Source organism: bacterium (genome assembly GCA_030655055.1).
GTDB lineage: Bacteria > Edwardsbacteria > AC1 > AC1 > EtOH8 > UBA5202.
The window spans coordinates 1-9,079 of the sequence record JAURWH010000034.1; the positions used below are offsets into that span (position 1 = coordinate 1).

Consider the following 9,079-nt stretch of genomic DNA (forward strand, 5'->3'; position numbering starts at 1 on the left):
CGGGCGGGAGAACGTAATGAAGGCTTATCAGCAGGCGATAGAGAATAGGTACCGTTTTTTCAGTTACGGCGATGCCATGGTGGTCGTCTAAGACCTGAAATCTTTAGTGAAAAACACAGAATCCCCGGCATATAAATAAACTCAAATGGGTATCAAAAAACCCCTAAAAAGCAGGCAAATTTTGCCTGCTTTTTTTATTTCCCCGGGGCCTGGCAGACAGGTAAAAAATAAGTCAAAAAAAAGTCATTTTTTGCTTGACAATGGAGCTAAAAAACACTAAAATGGTGACCAGTGGGTTAAAGTGGGGGATAGTGGTTTAACCTGGTAAAAACCCCCAAGTTTTCAGGAACTTTTTCAGCAAAAAACAACAATCCCGGAAAATTCTAAAAACACCGTAAAATAAGGTGTTTTGGAGAGCTACCATGGCCTATTTCTTCGGCACATACCACCACAATCTTGATTCCAAGGGGAGGCTCAATCTGCCGGCCCAATTACGGAAGCAGATCTCCAACGAATCAGCCGGCCAGCTTTTGATCACCAAGGGCCTGAAGGGCGGCTGTCTTTTCGTCTATCCCCAGGACAACTGGACCAAGATCATGGCCGAGTTGGAATCACAGCCCCGGACCGAGGAGAACCGGAACGCCTTGAGGATCTTCGCAGCCGAAAGCATTTTGGCCGAACTGGACGCCCAGGGGCGGATCATGATCCCGGCCAAATTCCTGCAGGAGACCGGGCTGACCAAAGAGGCGGTGATCGTCGGGGTCAGCGACAAGATGGAGATCTGGAACCCCGGCTCCTACCAGACACTATTGGATCAGAACAGCGGGCTCCACCAGGAGCTGATCAAGAAACTGTAGCCTCCTAAAAAACCGGACACTTGAAACCGCAATCAAAAAGGAAAATATAGATCATGAGAATCCAAGCCATCCCTGCGGCCGATAACAGCGTCAGGCTGGAAGTGAACGGCATGATAAACCTGCAGGGCTTCTTTCAGGTGGAAGAGGCGATCCTAAAGATCATGAAGAAGAATTGTTTCAAGCTGGAGCTGGAGATGTCCGGGGTCAAGCACATGGATTACCGGGGAGTGGAGATCCTGGTCAAACGGGCGGAGCGGCTGAGGAGCTACGGCGGCGACCTGATCCTGCACGGGCTCTCGCCCTACCTGGTCAACATCCTGCAGATGGCCGGGGCCGGAGAGGCCTTTGAGATCGCCTCCACCAGGGAGCCGGTGCAGTGCGACCTGTTCCAGCGCCAGGAGCGCAAGCCGCTGACCGCGGTGGCCTGATCGCATCCTTGGACATTTGACATTAGGCGACCGGGGATCGTTCTGGTACCAGGCGGATCAGACAATAAACGCAGGGGAAATTATGGATGAATTCCGGCATCAGCCGGTTCTGCTGGAAGAAGCAATAGATCTTTTAAATGTCAGGCCCGGCGGCAACTATTTCGACGCCACCCTGGGCGGGGGCGGGCACGCGCTGGAGATCCTGAAAAGGAATGGTCCCTCGGGCAAGCTGATCGGGCTGGACCGCGACCCCCGGGCCATCGAGGCGGCCACGGCCAGATTGTCTGATTATAAAGAAAGATTCACTGCGGTCAACCTCAAGTTCAGCCTGATGGACGAGAGGAACTGGGACAGGGACCTGAAAATCGACGGGATGCTGTTTGACCTGGGGCTCTCCTCTCCCCAGATAGACCACTCACAGCGCGGCTTCAGTTTTATGGGCGACGGTCCGCTGGACATGCGGATGGGACTGAACGGGATCTCGGCCAGGGACCTGGTGAACAACACCGGAGAGAAGGAACTGGCCGACATCTTTTACCAGTATGGCGAGGAGCAGAAATCCAGAAAGATCGCCCGGGCCATAGCTGAGACCAGGATCAACAATCCGATAGAGACCACCGGGCAGCTGGCCCGGGTGATAAAGGAGACCCGGCCCCAGATGCCGGCCAAGACCCTGGCCCGGATATTTCAGGCCATCAGGATCAAGGTCAATGATGAACTGGGCGAACTGGAACAGGGCCTGAATACCGGAGTGGAAATGCTGGCTTCCGGCGGAAGGATAGTGGTCATCTCTTATCACTCGCTGGAAGACCGGATGGTCAAGGAGACCTTCCGCCGGCTGGCCGCCCCCTGCACCTGCCCTCCCCGCCTGCCGTCCTGCGTTTGCGGTAAAACACCGGTGATCAAAATAATAACCAAAAAAGCCATGGTTCCAGGACCCCGGCAGATATCGGAGAACAGCCGGGCCCGCAGCGCCAAATTAAGGGCGGCCGAAAAAGTATGAATACCTTTTTACATAAAACAGAGATCAAGCTCCAGAAGAACCGGACCGGCTGGTTCATTGCCGGCCTGGTCTTTGTTTTGTTTGCCGTGATGTTCCTGTCCATCCGGCAGAAGTTCAACCTTTCCCAGCAGCTGGCCGCCATCGAAAAAGACCAAAACTACAACCGGGAAGTGGTCTCCCTGCAGAAGGAGCTTTTGGTAAAACTGCAGCAGCTGGAGGCCAGGAACCGTCTGGAATCCAGGGCGGCGTCCGGCCTGGGCTTTGAATATCCCTCCAACAGCCAGGTGGTGGTGATGCTGAAATCCCCGGCCTCGGACCGGGGCGGGCTGGCGTATGCCCTGGCCGGGATCTTCCGGCCGGTCTCATCGGCCTGGAGCAAACCATGATGTCACAACGAACGAAAACCCTTGCGGTTTTCTGTTTTTTTATATGGGCCTTGATGGCCGGAAGGCTGGTATGGCTGCAGGCATTCAAGGGCGGGCATTACCGGAACCTGGCCCAAAGGCAGCACCAGCTCCGGATCGGCATCCTTCCGGAGCGGGGGCAGATAGTTGACCGTCAAGGCCGGCCGTTGGCATTATCAATCGACGACCGGCGTTCTTATCCCTACGGCCCAGTAGGCGGACAACTGCTGGGTTTTACGGGCCGGGACGGGCGGGGCCTGGAGGGCCTGGAGCTTTACTACGACCAGGAACTTTCGGGTGAGGCCGGCTGGGCCACCCGCCAGTGCGACGCCCGGGGAAGGGTCCGGCCTTCGCTGGAATACGCCTCCAAGACGGCCCGTTCGGGAAATTCTCTTCAGCTGACCATAGACGCCGAATACCAGGCCATCGCCGACGAGGAACTTAAAAAAGTCGGGGATAAATTCAAGGCCGCCTGGGGCACGGTGGTGATAGCCGATCCATCCACCGGAGAGATCCTGGGGATGGCCAGCTACCCGGAATTCGACCCCAACCGTCCCGATGATTTTGGCCGCCAGGCCATGACCTTTGGGGCGGTGGCCGCCCAGTTCGAGCCAGGCTCCACCTTCAAGGCGGTGACCATCGCCCTGGGCCTGGAGTCCAGGATCATAGATACCGCGGAAATATTTGACGGCGAACAGGGGAGCTACGCGGTGGGCGGTCACAGGATCGGCGAGGCCGAAGGCCACAAGTACGGGCCGATCACGGTCAGCAAGGCCCTGGCCTTTTCCAGCAACATCTGCCTTGCCAAGATAGGGCTGGCTTTGGGCAAAGACAAACTGTATCAGGGCGCCCGGGCCTTCGGGTTCGGGTCCCGGACCGGGATCGAGTGTCCGGGCGAAGCGGCGGGCCTGATGGACAAGCCGGACGGCTGGCCGGTGATAAAACACGCCAACATCAGTTTTGGCCAGGGCCTGTCGGTCAGCGCCCTGCAGCTGGTGATGGCTTACGGGGCCATAGCCAACGGGGGATACCTGTTAAGGCCCCGGCTGATCAAGGGACTGGCCCCGGCCGGTCAGACCGTCGATGGATCCTGCCGGCCCGATACCCTGCGCCGGGTGATATCGGACCAGACCTCGGCCCAGATGATAGCCTTGCTGGAACGCTGTGTAAGCGAAGGGACCGGCAAGGCCGCCCAGGTAGAAGGATGGCGGGTGGCCGGCAAGACCGGAACCGCCCAAAAAAAGGAGCAGGGCAAAAAAGGCTACGCCTCGGATAAGTATGTGGCCTCTTTCATCGGCTTTGTCCCGGCCGAGGCACCACGGCTTTTAGTGGCGGTGATAATTGACGAACCCCAGGGAAGATTTTTCGGGGGAGAGGTGGCGGCTCCGGTCTGCCGCAATGTAATGCAGAGGATAATCAGCCTTCCCAGAGGACTCAGACAGGATCTGCTGGCAGCCAGATAAAAACAACTGCCGGAAGCCAATAAAAACAAACAACAGAAACAGAAAGACCGGTGAAACAACTTAACCAGCTGCTGAAAGCCATACCAGGAGAAACCCCATCCCTGGCCAATATTTCCCAAAACCTTGAGGTTTCGGGGCTGGGTTACGATTCCCGGAGCATCAAGCCGGGCGAGCTGTTCTTTGCCATCTCCGGTTACAAGACCGACGGACGGAAATTTGTGGACCAGGCCCTGGCCCGGGGCGCGGCCGGCATAGTGGCCGAAGGCGGCCAGGAGTACGGCCCGGCTCCGGTGGTCAGAGTAAAAAACATCCGCCGGGCCATGGCCCTGATGGCGGCGGAGTATTACGGCCGTCCGGCCGATCAAATGACGCTTCTGGCCATCACCGGCACGGCCGGCAAGACCACCACTTCCTATCTGGCCCGCTCGGTCTTTGCCGCCGCCGGCAAAAAAGTGGGGCTGCTGGGGACCATCAATTACTGGGTGATGGATAAAAGCTATCCCGCCCCCAACACCACTCCGGAGTCGCTGGACCTGCAAAGACTGCTGGCCGAAATGCTGGAAGCCGGGGCCGACACTGTCCTGATGGAGGCCTCCTCCCACGGCATTGAGCTGGAAAGGGTGGCCGGGATAGGTTTCAAGGCGGCGGCCTTCACCAATTTCTCCCAGGACCACCTGGACTTTCACGGCACCATGGATGAATACCTAAAGGCCAAGCTTCGCTTGTTTCAAGGTTTAAGCGAAAAAGCCTGCTGCGTGGTGAACATTGACGATCCGGTCTCAAAAAATGTCATCGAGGCCACCAAGGCCGGGCTTTTGACCTTCGGGCTTTTGAAGCCGGCCCAGATCACGGCCCGCAATATCGAATACAGCCTGCAGGGAACAAGATTCCAGCTTATCAATCCGGAAGGGAACATCGAGATCAACCTGGGCCTGGCCGGGCAGCCCAATGTCTACAATGCCCTGACGGCCTGCGGCCTGGGCCTGGCCGGCGGACTTAGCCTCAAGGCGGTCAAGGCCGGGCTGGAAGCCCTGACCTCGGTCTCCGGCAGGTTTCAGCGGGTCACGGCCGGGCAGGATTACGAGGTGGTGGTGGATTACGCCCATACCCCGCAGGAACTGGAAAGGGTGCTGATCACCGCCCGGCAGTTGACCAAGGGAAAGCTGATCACCGTTTTCGGCTGCGGCGGCGACCGGGACCGCGGCAAGCGCCCCTTGATGGGTAAGGCTGTGGCCGGTCATTCGGACCTGGTGATAGTAACCTCTGACAACCCCCGGACCGAAGATCCCGCCAAGATAATAGAAGACATTTTGCCGGGCCTTGAAGGCAGCAAATATCAGATAGTCGCCGACCGCCGTCAGGCAATATTTCAGGCGGTGGCCCAGGCAGAAAAAGGCGACCTGGTGATGATCGCCGGCAAAGGGCACGAGGACTACCAGATCATCGGCGCCGAAAAGATACATTTTGACGACCGGGAGGTAGCGCTGGAAGCCATCGGATCCCGCTCTTCGGGGCGGGGCTGATGGAGCCCATGCTGCTGTCGCAAATTGCCGGGGCGGTGGGGGGCAGTCTGCAGGGACCGGACAGGAAAGTTTCAGGCGTCAGCATCGACAGCCGTTCCCTGAAAGCGGATCAATTGTTCGCGGCCATCAAGGGACCCAAGTTCGACGGACATGATTTTCTTGCCGCAGCCCGACAAAGCGGGGCAGCAGCGGCCCTGGTCTCGGCTCATAATTCCAAAGACAAACCGAGCTTGGAAGGTTTTCCCCTGATCACCGTCCCCGACACCACGGCGGCCCTGCAGCAGCTGGCCGGAGATTACCGCAAAAAATTCTCCCTGAAGATGACGGCCATAACCGGCAGCAACGGCAAGACCACCACCAAGGAAATGACGGTCCGGGTATTATCCCAAAAATTCCGGGTGCTCAAAAATCAGGGGAATTTAAACAACCAGTATGGCATACCCCTTTCGCTCTTTAATATAGAGAAGGAACACCAGGCGGCGGTGATGGAACTGGGAATGAGCGGTCTGGGGGAGATCGCCGCTCTATGCCAAATGGTGATGCCGGAACTGGGGATCATCACCAATGCCGGCGAAGGTCATACCGAATTCTTAAAGGACGTTCAGAACGTGGCCCGGGCCAAGGCCGAACTTTTGGAGGCCCTGCCGGGTCCCGGCACCGCCATCATCAATTACGACGATGGGAATTTAAAGGCCCATGCCGGAAAAGCCAGATCCAGGGTGCTGGGATTCTCGATAGAATCCGGCTCCGATTACCGGGCGGAAGATCTTGATCTGACGGAGCAGGGGATAAAGTTCACTTTAAAAGGGGTCCGGTTCCACCTGCCGGTGCTGGGCAGGCACAACATCTATAATGCCCTGGCGGCGGCGGCGGCCGGAGAGGTTTGGGGAATAGATCTCAAGTCTGCGGCCCTGGCTTTGGCTGATTTCCAACCGGCCTCGATGCGGCTGGAGATGATGGAGGCCGGAAAATATAAAATACTGAGCGACTGTTACAATGCCAACCCCCAGTCCATGCAGGCGGCCCTGGCGGTGCTGAAAAACCTTCCGGCCCAAAGGAAAGTGGCTATTCTGGGGGACATGAAGGAACTGGGTCAGATCTCTTCCGACCGGCACCGGCAGACCGGAAGGCTGGCGGCTCAGTCCGCCGGACTGGTGCTCTCCGCCGGCCCGCTGGCAGGGGAAATCCACCAGGGAGCAAAGGAACAGGGGATGGATGCCCGCCATTTCGAGGATACCTCCAGTCTGATCCAAAACCTTTCCGGCTTGCTCCTGCCCGGAGACCTGATCCTGGTCAAGGCTTCCCGCTCCATGCATTTTGAAGAAGTATTAGAAGCAATAAAGAGGATCCAATAAGTGCTGTACTATCTGTTTTATCCCCTGGCCGAGCAGGTCCACTTATTCAATCTGTTCCGTTATATCACCTTCCGTTCGGCCTCGGCCCTGGTGACGGCGCTGTTGATCTCCTTTCTGCTGGGCCCGCTGATCATCGGCTGGCTGAAGAAGCTCAAGATCAAGGACACCGGCCGGGAAGACCTTCCGGCCGAGCACCGGAACAAGGTCGGCACCCCCACCATGGGCGGGCTGATAATCCTGGCGGCCATAATTATCCCGGTGCTCTTGTGGGCCGACCTCTCCAACCAGTACATCCAGATATCTCTGGCGGCCACCATCCTTTTGGGTCTGATCGGCTTCTATGACGATTACCTGAAAGTGGTCAAAAAGAACCCCAAGGGCCTGGTGGGCCGGAAAAAACTGCTGGGGCAGTTCGCGGTGGCCCTGCTGATAGCAGTATACCTCAGATTCTTTCCCCTCAATCCGGAATATGCCACCAAGACCAGCCTGCTGTTCTTTAAAAATGTGTTCATTGACCTGGCCTGGTTCTACATTCCCTTCGTGACCCTGGTGATAGTGTTCACCTCCAATGCGGTGAACCTGACCGACGGATTGGACGGCCTGGCCATAGGGGTCTTTCTGTTCGCTGCCGCCGCCTATGCAGTAATGTGCTACATCACCGGAAACTTCAAATGGGCCCAGTACCTTAACCTGTTGTTCATGAAAGGATCTGGTGAACTGACGGTGCTTTGCGCCGCGATGGTGGGAGCGGCCATGGGTTTTCTTTGGTACAACACCCACCCGGCCGAGATCATGATGGGGGACACCGGATCGCTGGCCCTGGGCGGGGTGATAGGAACGGTCTCGGTGCTGATCAAGCAGGAGATCCTGCTGGGACTGGTGGGAGGTGTGTTCGTGATGGAGGCTTTTTCGGTGATCCTCCAGGTGGCCTCCTTCAAGTCCACCGGCAAAAGGATATTCAGGATGACCCCCATCCATCACCACTTCCAGAAGATAGGATGGAGCGAGCAGAAGATAGTGGTCCGGTTCTGGATCATCGCCTTCATCTGCGCCCTGGTGGCATTGAGCACCCTAAAGATCAGGTAAAAAAATAATCGTAACCATTTAGCCACAAAAAGCATGCCCTGAGCCAAGCCGAAGGGGCACAAAGACACTAAGCAATATTTAAAAAAATGAAATCGTATTTGGTGCCTTGGTGTCTTAGTGGCGTTTAGTAGTTCACCAAAATCATTAAAAAACAAAATTTGAAGCTGGAACTTAAAGATAAAAAAGCGGCGGTGATAGGCGCCGGAAGAAGCGGAATGGCTGCGGCCCGTCTGTTGAAAAAACATGGGGCCAAAGTTTTGCTGTCCGAAGGAAAATCTTTAAGCTCTCAGGCTGGGGCTGAGTTAACTGCCGCCGGAATAAATTATGAAACTGGCGGGCATTCGAGCAAGGTCTTGGAAACAGAACTGGTGGTGATCAGCCCCGGGGTCAGGCTGGAACTGCCCATATTGGCTGAGGCCAGGAAAAAGAACATTCCGGTGATCGGCGAAATGGAGCTGGCCTATCAGCTGACCCCGGCCAAAATGATCGGGATCACCGGCACTAACGGAAAATCCACCACCACTTCCATGCTGGGCGGGATATTGCAGGCCGCCGGGATGGATTATTACATCGGCGGCAACCTGGCGCCGGGGCGCCCCGTCTGCGAGCTGGCCCTGGAAGCCGGCCCCCAAAGCTTCATCGTGGCCGAGGTCAGCACCTTCCAGCTGGAGTCCATCGTGGATTTCCAGCCTTATATCGGCATCATCACCAACATCACCCCCGACCATCTGGACCGGCACCCCGATTTTGAGACCTATGCCAAACTTAAGGCCCGGCTGCTGGAGAATCAAACCCTTTCCGATCATGCCGTTTTGAATGCCGATGACGAGATGGTGCTGAAATATGCCTCGGGGGCCGGGTCACAAAAAATGATGTTTTCCCTTTTGCGCCGGGTGGAGCAGGGGGCCTGCCTTGACCAGGGGATGATGTGCTGGGCGCAGGGCAAGGAACTGGTCCCGC

At 56.9% G+C, this 9,079-nt stretch carries 10 protein-coding genes; all 10 read left to right on the forward strand.

What is annotated here, in order from left to right:
- On the forward strand, window positions 1-91 hold a 91-nt coding region (locus Q7U71_01485; GenBank protein ID MDO9390427.1), incomplete at its 5' end, for an S-adenosylmethionine:tRNA ribosyltransferase-isomerase.
- A gap of 313 nt (window positions 92-404) precedes the next feature.
- On the forward strand, window positions 405-857 hold the full coding sequence (gene mraZ, locus Q7U71_01490) for a division/cell wall cluster transcriptional repressor MraZ (protein ID MDO9390428.1): 453 nt from the start codon (window positions 405-407) through the stop codon (window positions 855-857).
- A gap of 53 nt (window positions 858-910) precedes the next feature.
- The gene (locus Q7U71_01495; protein MDO9390429.1) at window positions 911-1,285 is read left to right on the forward strand and encodes an STAS domain-containing protein; all 375 of its coding nucleotides are present in this window, start codon (window positions 911-913) and stop codon (window positions 1,283-1,285) included.
- Window positions 1,286-1,367: 82 nt separating this feature from the next.
- Complete coding sequence (gene rsmH, locus Q7U71_01500; GenBank protein MDO9390430.1) at window positions 1,368-2,288, forward strand: 16S rRNA (cytosine(1402)-N(4))-methyltransferase RsmH; 921 nt, start codon at window positions 1,368-1,370, stop codon at window positions 2,286-2,288.
- Window positions 2,285-2,674, forward strand: a complete 390-nt coding sequence (locus Q7U71_01505; protein MDO9390431.1) for a hypothetical protein — start codon at window positions 2,285-2,287, stop codon at window positions 2,672-2,674. The genes rsmH and Q7U71_01505 overlap by 4 nt, the downstream gene beginning before the upstream one ends.
- A 53-nt stretch (window positions 2,675-2,727) precedes the next feature.
- Window positions 2,728-4,155, forward strand: a complete 1,428-nt coding sequence (locus Q7U71_01510; protein ID MDO9390432.1) for a penicillin-binding protein 2 — start codon at window positions 2,728-2,730, stop codon at window positions 4,153-4,155.
- A 50-nt stretch (window positions 4,156-4,205) separates the two neighbouring features.
- On the forward strand, window positions 4,206-5,678 hold the full coding sequence (locus Q7U71_01515; GenBank protein ID MDO9390433.1) for a UDP-N-acetylmuramoyl-L-alanyl-D-glutamate--2,6-diaminopimelate ligase: 1,473 nt from the start codon (window positions 4,206-4,208) through the stop codon (window positions 5,676-5,678).
- Window positions 5,678-7,033: a UDP-N-acetylmuramoyl-tripeptide--D-alanyl-D-alanine ligase gene (murF, locus tag Q7U71_01520; protein MDO9390434.1), complete on the forward strand. Its 1,356-nt coding sequence runs from the start codon at window positions 5,678-5,680 to the stop codon at window positions 7,031-7,033. The genes Q7U71_01515 and murF overlap by 1 nt, the downstream gene beginning before the upstream one ends.
- Complete coding sequence (gene mraY / locus Q7U71_01525) at window positions 7,034-8,119, forward strand: phospho-N-acetylmuramoyl-pentapeptide-transferase (GenBank protein MDO9390435.1); 1,086 nt, start codon at window positions 7,034-7,036, stop codon at window positions 8,117-8,119.
- A gap of 158 nt (window positions 8,120-8,277) precedes the next feature.
- Window positions 8,278-9,079 (forward strand): Mur ligase family protein (locus Q7U71_01530; protein ID MDO9390436.1); only part of this gene is annotated, 802 nt, incomplete at its 3' end.